19 protein-coding genes are annotated in these 18,365 nt (G+C 68.1%); 11 read left to right on the top strand and 8 right to left on the bottom strand.

Translation table 11 applies throughout. From position 1 onward, the window contains the following. Positions 1-28 precede the first annotated feature (28 nt). From ACOMG5_RS08970 to ACOMG5_RS08960, 3 genes are all read right to left on the bottom strand, one after another. Positions 29-361, bottom strand: coding sequence for a YccF domain-containing protein (locus ACOMG5_RS08970; protein ID WP_420343458.1), 333 nt, complete (start codon positions 359-361; stop codon positions 29-31). A 181-nt stretch (positions 362-542) separates the two neighbouring features. Next, positions 543-1,187: a helix-turn-helix domain-containing protein gene (locus ACOMG5_RS08965; RefSeq protein WP_420343457.1), complete on the bottom strand. Its 645-nt coding sequence runs from the start codon at positions 1,185-1,187 to the stop codon at positions 543-545. 61 nt (positions 1,188-1,248) lie between these two features. Next, on the bottom strand, positions 1,249-1,902 hold the full coding sequence (locus ACOMG5_RS08960) for a glutathione S-transferase (RefSeq protein WP_420343456.1): 654 nt from the start codon (positions 1,900-1,902) through the stop codon (positions 1,249-1,251). A 105-nt stretch (positions 1,903-2,007) separates the two neighbouring features. Here ACOMG5_RS08960 and ACOMG5_RS08955 point away from each other — a divergent pair, with 105 nt between their 5' ends. Further along, positions 2,008-3,219, top strand: a complete 1,212-nt coding sequence (locus tag ACOMG5_RS08955; RefSeq protein ID WP_420343455.1) for a polyhydroxyalkanoate depolymerase — start codon at positions 2,008-2,010, stop codon at positions 3,217-3,219. A gap of 300 nt (positions 3,220-3,519) precedes the next feature. Here ACOMG5_RS08955 and ACOMG5_RS08950 read toward each other — a convergent pair whose 3' ends face one another. From ACOMG5_RS08950 to ACOMG5_RS08940, 3 genes are all read right to left on the bottom strand, one after another. Further along, positions 3,520-5,460: a MacB family efflux pump subunit gene (locus ACOMG5_RS08950; protein ID WP_420343454.1), complete on the bottom strand. Its 1,941-nt coding sequence runs from the start codon at positions 5,458-5,460 to the stop codon at positions 3,520-3,522. A gap of 1 nt (position 5,461) precedes the next feature. After that, on the bottom strand, positions 5,462-6,634 hold the full coding sequence (locus tag ACOMG5_RS08945) for an efflux RND transporter periplasmic adaptor subunit (protein WP_420343453.1): 1,173 nt from the start codon (positions 6,632-6,634) through the stop codon (positions 5,462-5,464). A 191-nt stretch (positions 6,635-6,825) separates the two neighbouring features. Beyond that, on the bottom strand, positions 6,826-7,788 hold the full coding sequence (locus ACOMG5_RS08940; protein WP_420343452.1) for an AraC family transcriptional regulator: 963 nt from the start codon (positions 7,786-7,788) through the stop codon (positions 6,826-6,828). A 99-nt stretch (positions 7,789-7,887) separates the two neighbouring features. On the opposite strand from ACOMG5_RS08940, the gene ACOMG5_RS08935 reads away from it, so the two are divergent. The 9 genes from ACOMG5_RS08935 (at position 7,888) to ACOMG5_RS08895 (ending at position 15,363) form a co-directional block, all read left to right on the top strand. Further along, on the top strand, positions 7,888-8,655 hold the full coding sequence (locus tag ACOMG5_RS08935) for an SDR family NAD(P)-dependent oxidoreductase (RefSeq protein WP_420343451.1): 768 nt from the start codon (positions 7,888-7,890) through the stop codon (positions 8,653-8,655). An 11-nt stretch (positions 8,656-8,666) separates the two neighbouring features. After that, positions 8,667-9,815, top strand: coding sequence for an acetyl-CoA C-acyltransferase (locus ACOMG5_RS08930; protein WP_420343450.1), 1,149 nt, complete (start codon positions 8,667-8,669; stop codon positions 9,813-9,815). Continuing rightward, positions 9,812-10,939 (top strand): acyl-CoA dehydrogenase family protein, encoded by a 1,128-nt coding sequence (locus ACOMG5_RS08925; RefSeq protein WP_420343449.1) that lies wholly within the window; start codon positions 9,812-9,814, stop codon positions 10,937-10,939. Before ACOMG5_RS08930 ends, ACOMG5_RS08925 begins: the two co-directional genes overlap by 4 nt. Positions 10,940-11,021: 82 nt before the next feature. Then, complete coding sequence (locus ACOMG5_RS08920; protein ID WP_420343448.1) at positions 11,022-12,002, top strand: class 1 fructose-bisphosphatase; 981 nt, start codon at positions 11,022-11,024, stop codon at positions 12,000-12,002. Positions 12,003-12,057: 55 nt separating this feature from the next. After that, positions 12,058-12,747, top strand: a complete 690-nt coding sequence (gene rpe / locus ACOMG5_RS08915) for a ribulose-phosphate 3-epimerase (RefSeq protein WP_420343447.1) — start codon at positions 12,058-12,060, stop codon at positions 12,745-12,747. Next, complete coding sequence (locus ACOMG5_RS08910) at positions 12,747-13,295, top strand: thioredoxin family protein (RefSeq protein ID WP_420343446.1); 549 nt, start codon at positions 12,747-12,749, stop codon at positions 13,293-13,295. The genes rpe and ACOMG5_RS08910 overlap by 1 nt, the downstream gene beginning before the upstream one ends. Next, positions 13,295-13,957 carry a phosphoglycolate phosphatase gene (gene gph, locus ACOMG5_RS08905; protein WP_420343445.1) on the top strand — a complete coding sequence of 221 codons (663 nt, stop codon included), beginning with the start codon at positions 13,295-13,297 and terminating at the stop codon, positions 13,955-13,957. Before ACOMG5_RS08910 ends, gph begins: the two co-directional genes overlap by 1 nt. A 64-nt stretch (positions 13,958-14,021) precedes the next feature. Further along, a complete protein-coding gene (locus ACOMG5_RS08900; RefSeq protein WP_420343444.1) occupies positions 14,022-14,450 on the top strand; it encodes a TIGR01244 family sulfur transferase in 429 nt (142 codons plus the stop codon). Positions 14,451-14,568: 118 nt separating this feature from the next. Beyond that, entirely contained in the window at positions 14,569-15,363 is a 795-nt protein-coding gene (locus tag ACOMG5_RS08895; RefSeq protein WP_420343443.1) for a LuxR family transcriptional regulator, read from the top strand. Positions 15,364-15,652: 289 nt separating this feature from the next. Here the strand turns inward: ACOMG5_RS08895 and tsf are convergent, their stop codons facing one another. Further along, the gene (gene tsf / locus ACOMG5_RS08890) at positions 15,653-16,552 is read right to left on the bottom strand and encodes a translation elongation factor Ts (protein WP_420343442.1); all 900 of its coding nucleotides are present in this window, start codon (positions 16,550-16,552) and stop codon (positions 15,653-15,655) included. A 74-nt stretch (positions 16,553-16,626) separates the two neighbouring features. Continuing rightward, a complete protein-coding gene (gene rpsB / locus ACOMG5_RS08885) occupies positions 16,627-17,388 on the bottom strand; it encodes a 30S ribosomal protein S2 (protein ID WP_420343441.1) in 762 nt (253 codons plus the stop codon). Positions 17,389-17,585: 197 nt separating this feature from the next. On the opposite strand from rpsB, the gene ACOMG5_RS08880 reads away from it, so the two are divergent. Then, positions 17,586-18,365, top strand: a 780-nt coding sequence (locus tag ACOMG5_RS08880; protein WP_420343440.1) for a PfkB family carbohydrate kinase, incomplete at its 3' end; no start/stop codon positions are given.

The raw sequence follows: 18,365 nt of genomic DNA, 5'->3' as shown, positions 1-18,365 counted from the left end.
GGAGCCCCGGCGAAAGCCGGGGCATCGCTCAGGCGGCGCGGTATTTTTCCACCAGCGCCGCCGCTTTTCCCGCCCGCACGATCTGCGCCGCTTCGACCGGGACGACCCTCCGCCCAACCGGCCACAGGGAAAGCGCCGCGCGTTTGAAGCTCTGCAGCCCGAGCGGGATGCCAATCAGTGTCAGGCAGTTGATGACCCCGGCGACAAGACAGGCAAAGAACAGCCCGATCCCAAAAGTCACGGCCCAGATCAGGCTAAAGACAAACCTGATCGTGCCCGTCATTACCGAAAGCCCCTTCTGGCCGAGGTCACGGACATGGACCACTTCCTTGCCAAAGGGCCAAGCCGACATCTTCGCCATCTCCGGCGCCGCGCGCGTGAGCGGGATCCGGACGCGCGAAACAGCGAAAACCACCGCGCCGCCAACCAGACCAACGCGATCAACCCGCCGCCCAGAACAAACCAAATCTGATTTGCTTCCCTCGCCAACCAGATTTCGCGAAGGTTGGCGCGGGAACACTGAATTTTCGGTTGATCTGTTCCTATTTCGCCTGCGGATAGGTGATGATCGACAAATAGCGCGCCGGCAGCGTCAGCAGGCTCTCGGGCCCATGCGGCGCATCGGCATCGAACAGCAGGCTGTCGCCGGGCTCCAGCCGGTAGATCTGCTCGCCGTGGCGGTAATCCACCGTCCCTTCCAGCATGTAGAGCATCTCGATCCCCTCATGCTGGAAAGTCGGGAAACGGTCGCTCTCGGTCGTGAGCGTGATCAGATAGGGCTCCACCACGACGCCCGAATTGTTGGAGCCGATATGGCCGAGCAGGTGATACTGATGCCCCGCGCGCGTACCCGCGCGCTCCATCTCCACGCCCTGCCCCGCCTTCACATGCATCGCGCCGCGCGCTTCCTCAAAGCCCGAGAACAGCTGCACGAGCGGCACCCGCAGCGCATTGGCCAGCGCCTGCAGCGTGGTCAGCGACGGCGAGATCACGCCATTCTCGATCTTGGACAGCATCCCCACCGAAAGGCCCGTCTGCTGCGCAAGGTCGGTGCCGGTCATGCGCTGGCGCTTGCGCAGCTCACGCACCTGGCGGCCGATGGCCACCTCCAGGTTCTTCTCGCGGCTGTCGCGCAGGGCATGCGGGTTCTGGGACAGGCGCTCACGCATATTGGGCTTCTCGTTCATCCTGTCTCCCCGGCGAATTCGTGCGATTGTCACGGGTTTCCCCGTGACGGTCAAGCGCCGCTCAGAATTCGACCTCCAGTTCGGCGATTTCCTCGGGCTCGGCAAGGGCACCCGCCGTCCAGTCCTGCATCGGCGCCCAGCCAAGGATCGTCTCCACATAGGCCTCCAGCCGCGCATCGAGCGCCACCGCATAGGTGCGGAACCGGGTGCAGACCGGCGCATACATCGCATCGGCCACGCTCGGCGCCGCCCCGAACAGGAACGGGCCGCCATATTGCGCCAGGCATTCGCGCCAGATCGTCTTGACCCGTTCCACATCGGGGCGCGCGCCGGAGAAGATCTTGAAGCTCTCGTGCCGCGCCTTCAGGTTCATCGGCAGCGCCGAGCGCAGGTTGTAAAAGCCCGAATGCATCTCCCCGGAGATGGAGCGGCAATGCGCGCGCGCGGCCTTGTCCTCCGGATAGAGCCCGGCCTTCGGGAAGGCCTCGTTGAGGTATTCCGCGATCGCCAGCGTATCCCAGACCTCGACCTTGCCATGGGTGAGGCGCGGCACCAGCACGGAGGGCGACAGCAGCAGCAGCTCCTGGCGGGCATGGATGTCGGTCAGGTCCACCGGCTGCTCGTCGAAGGCCAGCCCGGCCATTTTGCACAACAACCAGCCGCGCAGCGACCAGGACGAGTAGTTTTTCGATGAAATAGTAAGCGTTGCCTGCATCGTAGCATCCTCCAACTGGGATCAGACTGCACCTTGGTCCAATTCCGGCGCAGGCTGTGCGTGGCTACTGTGCCTTCTGGCCGGCAAGAATCGGGGAAAGACGTCATGCTTTATGCAACATACCAGGGGCTTGATGATTTTTTCAGCCCCCTGCGAACCGCCGCGAATCTAGCCCTGTCCTTTACCCCCCGGGCAGCCGGCCCCTTCGCGGGCCTGCTGCGCCAGCAGGCGGCGGCGCTGGAGATGATCACCCGGTTCCGGCTGCATCATGAGCGGCCGAAATTCGGCATTACCTCGGTGCGGGTCGATAACCGCGACGTGCCGGTGACGGAGGAGGTGGTGCTGGACCTGCCCTTCGGCAAGCTGCTGCGCTTCAAGCGCGACATGGACACGCCGCAGCCGAAGGTGCTGATCACCGCGCCGCTGTCGGGCCATTTCGCAACGCTGCTCGCAGGAACGGTGCGCACCATGCTGCGCGACCATGACGTCTATATCACCGACTGGACCAATGCGCGCGACGTGCCGCGCAGCGCGGGCGCCTTCGGTGTCGATGATTATGTGGACTATGTGATCCGCTTCCTCGAGACCATGGGCCCCGGGTCGCATGTGCTGGCGGTGTGCCAGCCCTGCGTGCAGGCGCTGGCGGCGGTGGCGATCATGTCCGAAGACCACAACCCCGCCACGCCGCGCTCGGTGACGCTGATGGCGGGCCCGATCGACGTGCGCGAAAGCCCGACCGAGGTGAACGGCCTCGCCAATGAAAAGCCGCTGGACTGGTTCAAGCAGAACGTGATCGCCACAGTTCCGCCGCGCTACCCGGGCGGCGGGCGTAAGGTCTACCCCGGCTTCGTGCAGCTGACAGCCTTCATGGCGATGAACATGGAGCGCCATCAGGACCAGCACAAGAAGCTCTACGATCACCTCGCCGCAGGCGATACCGCCGAGGCGCGCAAGATCAAGGAATTCTACGACGAGTATTTCGCCGTGCTGGACCTGACCGCGGAATTCTACCTGGAAACGATCGAGCGCGTGTTCCAGAACGCCGATCTGGCGCGGGGCGAATTCATGTGGCGCGGGCGGCGGGTGGATCCGGGCGCGATCCGCAACACGGCGCTGCTCACCGTGGAGGGCGGGCGCGACGACATCTGCGGCCTCGGGCAGACCTCCGCGGCGCATGACCTGTGCTGCTCGCTGCGCCCGCATCTGAAGCGCCACCACCTGCAGGCGAACGTCGGCCATTACGGCACCTTCAACGGCCGCAAATGGGAGAACGAGATCTATCCGGTGGTGCGCAATATGATCCTCGCGGTGGAGTAACGCCCCGGCGGCGCGCAAACGCCCTCCGCGCCTGTAGGCGCCCATCACGGCCAAGGCCCGGAGAGGCAGACCGGAACCCGTGCCGAAGGCCAGATGTGCCCTCCGGCAAGCCCAAGCCGCCTTCGGTCCGGCCCGCCAGGCCGGAGCGCCCCGGCCGCCAGAGGGGCGCAAAGGTGTGGGCGCAGGGTGCCCCCCGCCGCAAACGGCCTTCGGCCCCCCCGGTCAGGCCAGGCGCTACGCGGGCCGCCAGATGGGCGCTGCGGTGTGGCCACGGGCCGCACCGCAGCGGCCCGTGCGGTCTCACTCCCGGTTCAGCGCCACCACCGGGTCGAGCTTCGCGGCGGAGCGCGCGGGCAGGAAGCCGAAGGTGATCCCGATCGCGGTGGAGGACAGGAACGCCACCACGATCGACACCGCCGAGAACGTGAGCCGGACCTCCTCCGAGAGCTGCGCGATCAGCGCGCCCACGCCGATCGCCATCGCGATCCCGAGCATGCCGCCCACCAGGCAGACCAGCACCGCCTCGATCAGGAACTGGCTGACGATATCCGAGCGCCGCGCCCCCACCGCCACCCGCACACCGATCTCGCGGGTGCGTTCGGTCACCGAGACCAGCATGATGTTCATCACCCCGATCCCGCCCACGACAAGCGAAATGAGCGCGATCGCCGCGACCAGATAGGTCATCGTCTGGGTGGTGGAGGTGAGCGTCTGGCGGATGGAATCGCTGTTCTGCAGCCAGAAATCCTCGGCGCCGTGGCGCTGGCGCAGCAACGCGGTGATCCGCTCCTGCGCCTCGGTCATGTCGTAATTGTCGGCCACGCGCACGCCGATGCTGCTCAGGTAGTTCTGCCCGGTCACGCGCGACATCACTGTAGTATAAGGCATCCAGACATTGAGCGAGCTCGGCCCGAAGGTCGCGCCGCTGGAGCGCACCACCCCGATCACCCGCACCGGTACCTGCTGCACCATAAGTACCCCGCCCAGGGGCTCGGCGCCGTTCGGGAAGAAGGTGTTGCGGGTGTCCTCGTCGATCACCGCCACCTGCGCCAGTGCGCGCACATCGGCCGGATCGAAGACCTTGCCGGAGACGGTGACGTAATTGTGCACCTCGAAATAATCGCCGCTCACACCATTGATCGCAGAGCTGGCGCTGACATTGCCCGCGACGACATTCTTCGTCGTGTTCACCGCGGGCGCGGCGCCGAGCGCATAGTTCTGCTGCGCGATCGCCAGCGCATCCGTGGGCACCAGCGTGCGGATCCTGGAGGCATCGCGCCGCCCGAAGCCAGAGCCCGAGCGCACCGTGATCGTGTTGGTGCCGAGCGAAGAGATCCCCTCCAGCACCTTCTCCTGCGTGCCATTGCCAAGCGCCACCACCAGCACCACCGAAGCGATGCCGATGATGATGCCGAGCATGGTCAGGAAGCTGCGGATCCGGTGCGCGAGCATCGCCTTCAGCGCCATGCTCAGCGCCTCCAGCTGGCGGCGCAGCAGCACGCCCGGGCCGCGCCCGGTGGCGGGGGGCGGCGGCAGCGCGGGCGCCGCGGGCGGCCCGCCGCCATTGTCGGCGATGATCTCGCCGTCGCGGATCTCAATCACCCGGCTGGCATGGGCCGCCACATTCGGGTCATGGGTGACCATGATGATCGTATGGCCCTGGGCGTTCAGCTCCAGCAGAAGCCGGATCAGCTCCTCGCCGCTGCGGCTGTCGAGCGCGCCGGTGGGCTCGTCGGCAAGGATCACCTCACCGCCGTTCATCAGCGCCCGCGCAACCGAGACCCGCTGCTGCTGCCCGCCCGAAAGCTCGCTCGGCCGGTGGTCCATCCTGTCGCCCAGGCCGAGCTTGCGCAGCAGCTCCTCCGCCCGCCGCCGCCGCGCCCCGCGCCCCTCCCCGGCATAGACCGCGGGCACCTCCACGTTTTCCACCGCATCGAGGTCACCCAGCAGCTGGTAGCGCTGGAAGATGAAGCCGAAATGCGCCCGGCGAAGGCGCGCCTGATCATCCGCGTCGAGCGCCGCCACATCCTCGCCCGCGAAGCGGTAGCTGCCTTCGCTCGGCCGGTCGAGCAGGCCAAGCACGTTCATCAGCGTGGATTTCCCGGAGCCGGAGGCGCCGATGATCGCCACCAGCTCGCCCGGCCAGATATCGAGATCGACCCCGCGCAGGACGGAGATCTTCTCCTCGCCGGCCTGGAAGCTGCGCCCGACACCGCGCAGCGAGATCAGCGGCGCGGCCATCTCAGAACCCCATCGGCGGCATCCGCCGCTGGGTGCTCTGCCCGCTCTGGGCGCGAGAGGCGAGCTGGCGGCCGATCACCACCCGGTCCCCCTCCGACAGGCCGGACCGGATCTCGGCCGTCACCCGGTCGTTGAGGCCGACCTCGACCGCGGTCTTCGTCGGCCCCATCAGGCCCATCACCTCGACGAAGGTGCCGTTGCGCTCGCGCTGCAGCGCCGAAGCCGGCACCGTGAGCACATTCTCCGCCCGGTCGAGCACGATCGTCACCTGCGTGGTCATGCCGATGCGCAGCGTATGCTCGGGGTTCGGCACTTCGAGGATGCCGTTGTAATAGATCGCGCTGTCGGTCGAGATCGTGTCGCTGTCCTTGATCTCGGAGGGTGCGGGCTCCACCGCCGTCACCTTCGCGCGAAACCGGGTCTCGGCGCCGAGGATGGTGAAGGTGGCATTCAGCCCGGGCACCACATTCACCACATCCGCCTCGGAAATCTCCGCCTTGACGATGACGGTATCGAGATCGGCGAGCTTCACCATGGTGGGCGCCGATTGCGTGGCATTCACGGTCTGGCCCTGCTGCACGTTGACGGCGACGACGGTCCCCGCGCTCGGCGCCTTGATCGTGGTGCGGTCGAGCGCGATCTGGGCATTGCCGACGGCGATCCGGGCATTGGTCTTCTGCGCGTCCAGCGCATCGAGGTTCGCGGCATAGACCTGCAGATCGGCCTCCGCCGTCTCCAGCGTCTGGCGCGAGCTGTAATCGGATTTCGCCAGCCTCTGCTGGCGCTCGAGCTCCAGTTCGGCCTTGCGCTTGTTGGCTTCGGTGGCGGCGATCTGGGCGTCGATATTGGCGAGGTTCGCCTTCGCCTGCGCCACGTTGTTCTCCTGATCGCGCGAGTCGATCTGTACGATCAGGTCCCCCGGCTTCACCGTATCTCCAAGCCCCACGGCCAGCGTCTCGATCTGCCCCGAAACCCGGCCGCCGACGCTGACGAGCTGCTTCGCCTCAACCTGCCCCGTGGCCAGCACCGCGAGCTCCACCGTGCCGCGGGTCACCGCCGACGTCAGCGGTGCATCGGCGCTTTGTTCGGCCGCCCCGCGCTGCCAGGCCCAGGAGCCGCCAATGGCCACGGCCGCGGCCACGGCTGCGGCGACGATCCAGCCGCGTTTCTTCATGTTTCCGCCCGATGCCATGTTTCGTACCCGCGTCCCGTATCGCCGCGCCCATATGACCGGCCCGCCCGACGCGCCCGGTTTCGCCATGCTACGGCGCAGCGAAAGCTTTCCGTCGCAGGATTGTGCCCGTCCGGCGCGCCAGTGCCAGCAAAATGCACAGGCGGCAAGCCGCCATTGCGCAGATGCCCCGCTCAGGGCAGCAGGGCGCGCGCGCGGAAGGCGCCCGGAGCAGCGCCCGTCCAGCCGCGGAAGGCGCGGTGGAAGGCGCCGGGCTCGCTGTAGCCGAGCTCGGCCGCGATCGCGGCCACCGGCATCGCGCTCTCGCGCAGGAGCCGTTCTGCCGCCTCCCGGCGCAGCGCATCGCGGATCCGGGCGAAGCCCTGCCCCTCCGCCTGAAGCCTGCGGCGCAGGGTTGCGGGCGAAAGGCCCAGATCGGCGGCCAGCGCCTCCGCCCCCGGCCACTGCGCGGGCGGCAGCGCCCGGAGCCGCGCCCGGAGCCGGGCCGAAAGGCCGCCATCATGGCGGTAGCGCACGAGGATGTTCGCGGGCGCCCCTTTCAGGAACGCGGCCAGCGCCCGGTCCGAGCGCGCCACCGGCAGCGCGAGGTAGCGCGCATCGAAGGCAAGCAGGCTCACCGGCGCATCGAAGCGCACCGGGGCGCCGAAGAACTGCATGTAATCGGCCCGGTTCACCGGCGCCGGGCAGGCGAAATCCACCCGGCGCAGCGCGATCCGCCGCCCCGCCAGCCAGCAGGCCAGCCCCATCAGCAGGAGCCACCATGTGCGGGTGGCAAAGGGCCCGGCCGGGGTCAGGGTGATCTCGGCCACGCCCTCGGCCACCCTGAGCCCGCCGCGCGGCGCATCCAGCACCAGGTTCAGGAACGCCACCGCGCGCTGCAAGGCGCGCTCCAGCGTGCCTGCATGCTGCACCGCATGGCACATCATCGCGAAGCTACCCGGCCGCATCGGCCGCGCGCCGAGGCCGAAGAATTCATCCTCCGTCTGGGCGGCGATGGCGCGCCAGAGCCGGCCATAGGCCTCGTGGCTGACGGGCTGGCCGGGCACGATGCCCACCCGCGCCATCAGCGCCTCCGGCCCCGGCACCGCAGCCAGCGCATCCGAGACGAACCCCGGCGTGATCGTGCGTCGCTCCACCCGGCCTCCATGGCATTTCCGCTCAGCGATAGTGCGGGGTTTTGTCATTGCCTGCAATGGGGGCGCGGGTATTCTGGCGCGAAGTCGAGGGAGGACTTCATGCAGATCGAGAACCGGGTGTTCCTGGTCACGGGCGGCGGCTCGGGCCTGGGCGCGGCTGTGGCGCGGATGGCGGTCGAGGCGGGGGCGAAGGCCGTCCTGCTCGACGTGAATGCCGAAGTGGGAGTGCGGGCGGCGGCGGAGCTGGGCGCGAATGCGGCCTTCGTGCGCACCGATGTGACCTCGGGGCCGGAGGGCCAGGCAGCGGTCGAGGCCGCGATCGGCACTTTCGGGCGCGTGGATGTGCTGGTGAATTGCGCGGGCGTCGCGCCCGGAGAGAAGATCGTCGGCAAATCCGGGCCGCATGCGCTGGAGAGCTTCGCCCGCGCCGTCAGCATCAACCTGATCGGCACGTTCAACATGCTGCGCCTCGCGGCCGATGCCATGGCGCGCCAAGTGCCGGGCGACAGCGGCGAGCGTGGGGTGATCGTCAATACCGCCTCCATCGCCGCGCAGGACGGCCAGATCGGCCAGGCGGCCTATGCGGCCTCCAAGGGCGGCGTCGCGGCGCTGACCCTGCCCGCGGCACGCGAGCTCGCGCGCCACGCGATCCGGGTGGTGACGATCGCGCCCGGCATTTTCGCCACGCCGATGATGGCCGCGATGCCGCAGGAGGTGCAAGATGCCCTGGGCGGCTCGGTGCCCTATCCGTCGCGGCTGGGCAGGCCTGCCGAATATGCGGCGCTGGTGCGCCATATCGTCGAGAACCCCTATCTGAACGGCGAGGTGATCCGGCTGGACGGCGCGCTGCGGATGGGGCCGAAGTGAGGGAGGCAAGCATGGAAGACATCGTCATCACCGGCATGGCCCGCACGCCGATGGGCGGGTTTCAGGGGGATTTCGCCCAAGTGGAGGCATCCGAGCTGGGCGCGGCCGCGATCCGCGCGGCCCTGGGCGCGCTGCCGCCCGAGGCGGTGGAGGAGATCGTCATGGGCTGCGTGCTGCCCGCGGGCCAGGGCCAGGCGCCCGCCCGGCAGGCGGCGCTGAAGGCGGGGCTGCCGCTCGGCGCCGGGGCGACCACCATCAACAAGATGTGCGGATCCGGCATGAAGGCCGCGATGTTCGGCCATGACCTTCTGCGCGCGGGCTCGGCCGATGTGGTGGTGGCGGGCGGCATGGAGAGCATGTCCAGGGCGCCCTACCTGCTGCCGAAGGCGCGGGCGGGCTACCGCATGGGCCACGGCGAGGTGAAGGACCACATGTTCCTCGACGGGCTGGAGGACGCCTATGACAAGGGCCGCCTGATGGGCACCTTCGCCGAGGACTGCGCCGAGACCTACCAGTTCACCCGCCAGGCGCAGGACGATTTCGCCATCGGCTCGCTGCAGCGCGCGCAGAAGGCCATCGCCGAGGGCTGGTTCCGGGCGGAGATCACCGCCGTGGGCGATGTGGACACCGACGAGCAGCCCGGCAAGGCGCGGCTCGACAAGATCCCCACCCTGCGCCCGGCCTTCCGCAAGGACGGCACGGTGACGGCGGCGAATTCCTCCTCGATCTCGGATGGGGCGGCGGCGCTGGTACTGATGCGAGCCGGGACGGCGGCGGCGCGGGGGCTCACCCCGATTGCGCGGGTGGTGGGGCACGCCACCCATGCGGACCGCCCGAACCTGTTCCCGACGGCACCGATCGGGGCAATCCGCAAGCTCTCGGAGAAAACCGGCTGGGCGCTGCAGGACGTGGACCTGTTCGAGATCAACGAGGCTTTCGCGGTGGTGACGATGGCCGCGACGCGCGCGCTCAGCCTCGATCCGGAGCGGGTCAATGTGCATGGCGGGGCCTGCGCATTGGGCCATCCGATCGGGGCATCGGGGGCGCGGGTTCTGGTGACGCTGCTGGGCGCGCTGCGCACGCATGGGATGAAGCGTGGCATCGCCAGCCTGTGCATCGGCGGCGGCGAGGCGACGGCGATGGCGGTGGAACTGCTATGATCCTGAGCGAGGAACAGGAGCAGATCCGCGACGCCGCCCGCGCTTTCGCCCAGGAGGTACTGGCCCCGGGGGCGGCCGCGCGCGACCGCGACCACGCCTTCCCGCGCGAGGGGCTGCGGCAGATGGGCGAATTGGGCTTCATGGGCATGCTGGTGCCCGAGGCGCATGGCGGATCCGAGACCGGCACCCTCGCCTATGCGCTGGTGCTGGAGGAGATCGCCGCGGCCGAAGGCGCCACCTCGACGATCCTGTCGGTGCACTCTTCCGTCGGCTGCGCGCCGATCCTGCGCTTCGGCACCGATGCGCAAAAGGCGCGGTTCCTGCCGAAGATGGCGGCGGGGGAATGGATCGGCGCCTTCGCCCTGACCGAGCCGCATGCGGGCTCGGATGCCTCGGCGCTGCGCACGCGGGCGCGCCGGGAGGGCGATCACTACATCATCGATGGCGCGAAGCAGTTCATCACCAGCGGCAAGAACGGCAATGTGGTGATCGTCTTTGCGGTGACCGATCCGGCGGCGGGCAAAAAGGGGATCTCGGCCTTCATCGTGCCCACCGATACGCCGGGCTATGAGGTCGTTTCGGTCGAGCACAAGCTCGGGCAGCATGCCTCCGATACCTGCGCGCTGGCGTTCAGCGGCATGCGCGTGCCGGTGGAGAACCGGCTCGGCGCCGAGGGCGAGGGCTACCGGATCGCGCTCGCGAACCTGGAGGGCGGGCGGATCGGCATCGCCGCGCAATCGGTGGGCATGGCGCGCGCGGCGCTGGAGGCGGCGGTGGCCTATGCCAAGGAGCGCCAGAGCATGGGCAGCCGGATCATCGACCATCAGGCGGTGGGCTTCCGGCTGGCCGACATGGCGGCGCGGCTCGCGGCCGCGCGGCAGATGGTCTGGCATGCGGCGAGCCTGCGCGAGGCCGGGCGGCCCTGCCTGACCGAGGCCTCCATGGCGAAGCTGTTTGCCTCCGAAACCGCCGAAATCGTCTGCTCTGCCGCGATCCAGACGCTGGGCGGCTATGGCTATCTGGCGGACTACCCGGTGGAGCGGATCTACCGCGATGTCCGCGTCTGCCAGATCTATGAGGGCACGTCGGATATCCAGCGGCTGGTGATCGCGCGCGGGCTCTGAGCGGGGGCCTCCGGCACGATCGCTCGGATAGGCGTTGCGCGGCGCGCGGATTTGGCGCAAGCAGCGGAAAACGGAGGTGCCCATGTCCATCGACCTGCAGGGTCTGGCGCTCGCGCCGGACCTGTCCGACCTGATGCAACGCCTGACCGGAGTGGCCGCGCGGCTGCAGCGCGTGATCGCGCGCAACGGGATCACCCAGGACCTGGCGGCGGCACAAGGCACCAATGCCGGGGGCGACGGCCAGAAGGCGCTCGACGTGATTGCCGACGAGGCCTTCAAGACCGCACTCGAGGGCTCGGCGGTCGCGCATTTCGCCTCCGAGGAGGACGAGGATTTCATCACCCTCTGGCCCGGGCGTCTGGCGCTCGCGATCGACCCGCTGGACGGCTCCTCCAACATCGAGGTGAATGTCTCGATCGGCACGATCTTCTCGGTGTTTCCGGCCGAAGCCACCCCGGAGGCGAGCTTCCTGCGCGCAGGGCGCGCGCAGATCGCGGCCGGGTTCTTCATCTACGGGCCGCAATGCGCGCTGATCGCGACCTTCGGCGCGGGCGTGCTGAAATGGGTGCTGGATCCCGATACCGGCCGGTTCGAGCGGCTGGCGGACCTCGCCCCCCTGCCCGAGGACACCACCGAATATGCGATCAACGCCTCCAACCAGCGCCACTGGACGGCGCCGATCCAGGCCTATGTGGCCGATCTGGTGGCCGGCGCCGAAGGCCCGCGGCAGCGCAATTTCAACACCCGCTGGATTGCCTCTCTGGTGGCCGAGAGCTACCGGATCCTGCATCGCGGCGGGGTGTTCCTCTATCCGTCGGACAACCGCAAGGGCTATGAGCGGGGCCGCCTGCGCCATGTGTATGAATGCGCGCCCATCGCCTTCGTCATCGAACAGGCGGGGGGCCTCGCCACCGATGGCCAGACCGCGATCCTCGATCTGGTGCCGCAGGCGCTGCATGGCCGCACGCCCTTCGTGTTTGGCACGGCGGTGAAGGTGAAGCGGATCGCGCTCTATCACGACGCGCCCGAGCGCGCCGGGCACCTGCCGGACCACGAACTCTGACTTGACCGGGGGCGCGGGCGCGGCCATATCCGCCCTGCCCCCACAGGAGACAGCCATGACCTTGGACCGTTCGATCAAGATCGCCCCTTCGATCCTCTCCGCCGATTTCGCCAATTTCGGGCAGGAGATCCAGGCGATCGAGGCGCAGGGCGCCGATTGGGTCCATGTGGATGTGATGGACGGGCATTTCGTGCCGAATCTGACCTTCGGCCCGACGCTGTGCAAGGCGATCCGGCCGCATATCAAGACGGTGATGGACGTACATCTGATGATCGCGCCGGTCGATCCCTATATCGAGGCCTTCGCCGAGGCGGGCGCCGATGTGCTCACCGCGCATCTGGAGGCGGGGCCGCATATCCACCGCACGCTGCAAGCGATCCGCGCCGCGGGCTGCAAGGCGGGCCTCGCGATCAACCCAGGCACCGGGCTCGACGGGGTCGAGAACCTGCTCGACCTGCTGGATCTCGTCTGCGTGATGACGGTGAACCCGGGCTTCGGCGGGCAGAAGTTCATCCACAGCCAGGTCGAGAAGACGCGCCGCCTGCGCGCCCTGATCGGCGACCGCCCGATCCATATCGAGATCGACGGCGGCATCACCCCCGAAACCGCGCCGCTGATGGCCGCGGCCGGCGCCGATGTGCTGGTGGCAGGATCGGGCGTGTTCAAGGGCGGCTCGGTCGCCGACCCGGCGCCCTATGGCGCCAATATCCGCGCGATCCGCGCAGCCGCCGAGGCCGCGCGCTGATGGCGGTCAGCCCGCCCGTCTGCGATTTCGGCTGGAAGGCCCTGCCCTTTTCCCTGCCCGGCACCGATGGCCGGATCTGGACGCTGGACGACATCCGCGGCCCCCGGGGCACGCTGATCATGTTCATCTGCAACCACTGCCCCTATGTGCAATCGGTGCTGGACCGGATCGTGCGCGATGCGGCGGCGGTACAGGCGATGGGGATCGGCGTCGCTGCGATCTGCGCCAATGACGCGGCCGAATACCCCGAGGACAGCTTCGAGAACATGGCCCGGATCGGGCGCGGCTTCTCCTTCCCCTATCTGCATGATGAGAGCCAGCAGGTCGCGCGGAGCTGGGGCGCCGCCTGCACGCCGGATTTCTTCGGCTTCGACGCGCAGGACGGGCTGCAATACCGCGGCCGGCTCGATGCCTCGGGGCGTAGCGCAGGGCCGGCAGATGCGCGGCGCGAGCTGGTGGAGGCGATGGATCTGATCGCCCGGACCGGGCACGGGCCGGAGCGGCAGATCCCCTCGATGGGCTGTTCGATCAAATGGAAGGTGGCGTGATGCAGACGGCGGTGATCTTCGACCTCGATGGAACCCTGATCGATTCCGCGCCCGATATCCACGCGGTGGCGAATGCGGTGCTGGCGCTGCACAGCTTCGCGCCCCTTCCGGTGGCGCAGGTGCGCGGCTTCGTTGGCCGCGGCGTGCCGCATCTGGTGCATTGCCTGATCGCGGCATCGGACGCCGACCCGGAGGGGCCGCTGCATGCGCAGATGGTGGCGGAATTCGTCGCGCGCTACAGCGATGCGGTCGCGCTCACCACGCTCTATCCCGGTGTGCGCGGCGCGCTGGAGGCGCTGGCGTCGGCGGGCCATCCGCTGGGGCTGTGCACGAACAAGCCGGTCGCGCCTACGCTGGCGGTGCTGCGCCACTTCGGGCTCGAGGCGCTGTTCGGCGCCGTGGTGGGCGGCGACAGCCTCGCCGTGCGCAAGCCCGATCCGGCGCCGCTGCATCAGGCGCATTTCCTGCTCGGCCGCGGCCCGGTGCTCTATGTCGGCGACAGCGAGATTGACGCCGAGACCGCCGAACGCGCGGGCCTCGGCTTCGCGCTCTATACCGAGGGCTATCGCCGCAGCGATCTTCACGCCATCCGCCATGACATCGCCTTCAGCGACCATGCGATGCTGCCCGGCATCGTCGCACACTGGCCCGCGCCCCGCTAAACGGCGCTTGCGCCCGCATGCTGCTGGCGTAAAGATGCGCGGCACGCGCGCACAGGAGGTCCCCATGGAGCTGCATCAGATCACCCCGGATATCACGGTCTCGCCGCAGATCGCCCCCGAGGACGTGGCCGAAGCGGCGCGGCTGGGCTTTCGCACGCTGATCTGCAACCGCCCCGACGAAGAGACCGCGCCGGGCTACGACAGCGCCGCCATGGCCGAAGCCGCGCAGGCGGCGGGGCTGGCCTTCCACTACCTGCCCTATTACCCGGGCGAGCTGACGGCGCGCCTCGCCGATGCCTTCACCGAAGCCTTCGCCGAGGCCGAAAAGCCGGTGCTGGCCTATTGCCGCTCGGGCACGCGCTCCTCGCATCTTTGGGCCCTGGCCGAGGCGCCCTACCGCCCCGTCGCCGAGATCGTGGCGCTGGCCGGTGCCGCCGGCTACGACCATAGCGGCCTCGCGCCGCTGATCGCCGCGCGCGCCGAAACCGCCTGACAACTCGCGACCCGGCCGATTTCCGCGACGTCAGCCCCCACCTCCCGGATTGCAATGACGCGCTCCACCATGTGAGATACCGCATGGGGTGGGCTGCCACCGCCGTGCAAGGATATTGATGCTCGAACATCTGGAAAAGGTGCTGCTCTCGGACGACGTGGAAACGATCTGGAGCATGCATTGCAGCTTGATGGCGCAATACGGGTTTGACAGGCTGATCTATGCCTTCATTCCCTATCGCGCCGTGCCGGGCCACGACGACATCGCCGATGCGCTGATCCTGTCGAACTACGATACCGCCTATCTGCGCAGCTTCCTTCACGAGAAGATGTTCCTGGAATCGCCGATGGTGCGCTGGACCATGTCCAACACCGGGGTCTGCTCCTGGAACTGGGTCGAGGATCAGCGCCGCCTTGGCCTGCTGAGCGAGACCGAGCAACAGGTGCTGCGCATCAACGCCGCCCATGGTGTGATCGCCGGCTATTCGATCGCCTTCGCCGACAGTTCGGCCCGCTCCAAGGGCGGGATCGGGCTCTGCGCCGAGCGTGGCCTGAGCCAGACCGAGGTCGATGACATCTGGGCGCGGCACGAGCGCGAGCTGATGGTGCTGAACCTGATCGTGCACTTGAAGATCTCCAACCTGCCGCTGGTGACGGCGCGCCGCGCCCTGACCGTGCGCCAGCGCGAGGTGCTGGAATGGGTGGCCGACGGCAAGACCATTGCCGATATCGCGCTGATCATGGGGCTGACCGTCGCCACGGTGGAAAAGCACTTGCGCCTCGCGCGCGAGGCGCTGGATGTGGAGACCACGGCGCAGGCCGTGCTGAAGGCCACGATGCAGAAGCAGCTATTCCTGCGCGGGGGCTATCAGAATCATGTGCTGAACCCGGCCATCGCCGAAGGCGAAAAGTAAGGGAATCCCCACTGGCCAATCCGCCCGACAAGGCGCTTTATGATCATGTTCCGTGAGTGGTGGCTTCGGCCAGGAACAGGGATGCGCGCCGAGGATTGATCCGGCAATCATTCCACCCCGGTTACCGGGTTCGGTTCAGGCGGCTGTATTTCCAGTCGCCTGGCCGTCTCAGGGAAAGATACCTTAAAAATACATATTTTCGAAGCGCTTCCCAGCGATTCGGGCAATTGCACTCGCAAAATGCAAACGCCGCCCAGGAGGGCGGCGTGCTTTACGCAGGAGGGACGGCTCAGGCGCCAGCCATGGTCTTCGCCACTTCGGCAGCGAAGTCCTCTTCCTTCTTCTCGATGCCTTCGCCGACGGCGATACGCTCGTAGGCCAGAACTTCGACACCGGCTTCCTTCGCGGCCTGGGCCACGGTGATGTCGGGGTTGATGACGAACTTCTGGTTCAGGAGGGTGACTTCCTCCAGGAACTTGCGCATCCGGCCCGGGATGATGTTGTTGTGGATCACCTGCTCGGGCTTCGGCTTCGCCGAGGACGCGTTCTCTTCGAGCGCCTTGGCGGTCTGCACTTCCAGCTCACGCGCGAGAACCGCCGGATCCAGCGCTTCTTCGTTCAGCGACAGCGGCGCGGTCGCGGCGATATGCATCGCGATCTGCTTGCCGATGCCATTGTCGGCGCCCTTCAGCGCGACCAGAACGCCGATGCGGCCCAGCTCGGGGGCAGCAGCGTTGTGCACGTAGGAGACGACGACATCACCCTCGACACCGGCCATCCGGCGCAGGGTCATGTTCTCGCCGATGACGGCGATCGCATTGGTGATCGCCTCGGCGACCGGGGTGCCGTCCAGATCGGCCGCCTTCAGCGCCTCGAGATCCGACACGTTCAGCGCGGCCTTGGCAATGCCCGAGACCAGCTTCTGGAAATCGGCATTCTTGCCGACGAAGTCGGTTTCCGAGTTCACCTCGACCGCGACGCCCTTGCCGCCCGAAACGGCGACGCCGACCAGGCCCTCGGCCGCAACGCGGTCGGCCTTCTTCGCGGCCTTCGCAAGGCCCTTGGTGCGCAGCCAGTCGATCGCGGCTTCCATGTTGCCGTCGGTCTCGGTCAGCGCTTTTTTCGCATCCATCATGCCTGCGCCGGTGGTTTCGCGCAGTTCCTTCACCATAGCAGCGGTGATCGCCATAGCGGCCTCCTCAGATTATGTGTCGGGGCGGGTGTAACCCCGCCCCCATGTCAGTCCGGTGACAGTGCCGAGGCTCAGGCCTCGACTTCTTCCTCGGCCGGGGCGTCTTCGAGCGCGCCGAGATCGACGCCGGCGGCGCCCATCTGGGCGGTCATGCCGTCGAGCGCGGCACGGCTCACCAGGTCGCAATAGAGCGCGATCGCGCGGGCGGCGTCATCGTTGCCCGGGATCACATAGTCCACGCCCTTGGGCGAGCAGTTGGTGTCGACGACGGCGACGACCGGGATGCCCAGCTTCTGCGCCTCGAGGATCGCCAGATCTTCCTTGTTCACGTCGATGACGAACAGAAGGTCCGGCAGGCCGCCCATTTCACGGATGCCGCCGAGCGAGGCCTGAAGCTTGGTCTGCTCGCGCTCCATGTGGAGCTTTTCTTTCTTGGTCAGGCCTTCGGCGCCCGAAGCCAGGACTTCGTCGATCTGCTTCAGACGCTGGATCGACTGCGACACGGTCTTCCAGTTCGTCAGCGTGCCACCGAGCCAGCGGTGGTTCATGTAGTATTGCGCCGACTTTTCAGCGGCTTCCGCGACGGCCTTCGCAGCCTGACGCTTGGTGCCGACGAACAGCACGCGGCCGCCCTTGGCGACGGTGTCACGCACCACCTGCAGAGCCGCGTCCAGCATCGGCACGGTCTGGGTCAGGTCGACGATGTGGATGCCGTTGCGCTCGCCATAGATGAACTCCGCCATGCGCGGGTTCCAGCGTTGCGTCTGGTGGCCGTAGTGAACGCCAGCTTCGAGCAGCTGACGCAGCGAGAAATCGGGAAGCGCCATGTCCATTCCTTTTCCGGTTTGCGCCTGAGCGGAGGATCAGGGATCTCTCCCAACCGGTGGACCTGCGGGGATGTCTCCCCCGAAGGCCCGCCTCCGCCTGTGAAGTGCGCGCCATATAGCGGCGAAACGCCGGGCTGGCAAGCCCCCCGGCAACAAAGCCGATACCCCTTGCGCGCGCCGCGCCGTCATAGCACCAAGGACGGATGAGCGCGACACCCGACATCCTGTGCATCGGTTCGGTCCTGTGGGACATCATCGGCCGTGCCCCCGTCCATATGCGCCCGGGCGCCGATGTGCCCGGCCGGATCACCCGCATCCCGGGCGGCGTGGCGATGAACATCGCGATGACGCTGACCCGCTTCGGCCTGCGCCCGGCGGTGCTCACCGCGATCGGGCGCGATCCGCAGGGCGCGGAGCTGATCGGGGCGGCGGGGGTGCTCGGGATCGACTGTAGCCATGTGTATCTCTCGGACGATCTGCCGACCGACCGCTACATGGCGATCGAGGGCGCGAACGGGCTCGTGGCCGCGATTGCGGATGCGCATTCGCTGGAGGCCGCAGGCGACAAGATCCTGCGGCCGCTGGCCGATGGCCGGCTTGGCCGCGCGGAGGCGCCCTGGGAGGGGCCGGTGGCGCTCGACGGCAATCTGACCGAGGCGCTGATCGCCGAGATCGCGCGCTCGCCGCTGTTTGCCCGCGCCGATCTGCGGGTCGCGCCCGCAAGCCCCGGCAAGGCCGAGCGGCTGCAGCCGCTGCTGCGCCATGGCCGGGCGACGCTTTATGTGAACCTCGAGGAAGCCGGCATCCTGTGCCAGTGCGACTTCGCCAGCGCGGGTGCCGCCGCCGAAGGGCTGCTCGCGCGCGGCGCGCAGCGGGTGCTCGTCACCGATGGCGGCCGCGCCGCCGCCTGCGGCCGCGCAGGCGCTGGCGTGATCAGCGCCGCCCCGCCCCCCGTCATGGTCACCCGCGTCACCGGCGCGGGC

It is taken from the genome of Paenirhodobacter sp. (assembly GCF_041916475.1).
Lineage (GTDB): Bacteria > Pseudomonadota > Alphaproteobacteria > Rhodobacterales > Rhodobacteraceae > Rhodobacter.
This window is presented reverse-complemented; position numbering and strand designations above follow the sequence as displayed.